Origin of the sequence: Ramlibacter sp. WS9 (assembly GCF_003797765.1) — a bacterium.
Classification (GTDB): Bacteria; Pseudomonadota; Gammaproteobacteria; order Burkholderiales; family Burkholderiaceae_C; genus Ramlibacter.
In genome coordinates, this window is sequence record NZ_RKMB01000103.1 from 1 (window position 1) to 710 (window position 710).

A 710-nucleotide genomic window follows, 5' to 3' on the forward strand; every position below is an offset into this window, starting at 1 on the left:
TGAGCGTGGTCACTGGAAGGCTATGCATAACTTGGCGAGCCTCTATCGTACCGGTTGGCCAGGCGGTGTGGAGAAGGATACTCAGAAAGCTCTAGATCTCTACCAGAAGATGATCGATTTGAAGGTTCCTCAAGGTTTCTACGATATGGCGGCAATGATCGGGAGTCGCGCTGGCGTCAAGAATCCTGCGACTGATGGACTTACTTTTCTCGATAAGGCTGCAAGCTTGGGTAATCCACCAGCATTAACTGAGTTAGGAAGGCTATATATATATGTTGCTGGTCAGGATGAGTTGGGGCTGAAATATACGAACTGTGCTGCAGGCCAGGGCTATGCTCCTGCCAATTACGAACTGGCGATGTACTATCGTTTGGTGGCACATAACTACCCAAAGGCGGCAGGCTATTACCTTCTTGCTGCAAGCCAAGGAAATAATGATGCTGCCTTCTTCATGTCCGGAGTTTTTGATAAGACTAGTCCCGATGTTGACAGAATGTGGTACGCCCCCGATGAGAGGCTACACAAACTATATGATGGTATTTACGACCAACTTTCCGCTGATCCTGATTTGCGTTTTCCCAACTTGATAAAGGACCATCCTCTGCCTCCTCACCCGACCCAGGGCTACGACGCAGATCGGCCCGACTGGAAATCGGGGCAGTGATGCGGCTGATGGCTATTGGACTTTGGGTCGTGCTCTGTCTTGCAGG

1 protein-coding gene is annotated in these 710 nt (G+C 50.3%); it reads left to right on the forward strand.

Annotated elements, in window-relative coordinates; all coding sequences use genetic code 11:
* Positions 1-664, forward strand: a 664-nt coding sequence (locus EEB15_RS33135; protein WP_141514242.1) for a tetratricopeptide repeat protein, incomplete at its 5' end; no start/stop codon positions are given.
* Positions 665-710 lie beyond the last annotated feature (46 nt).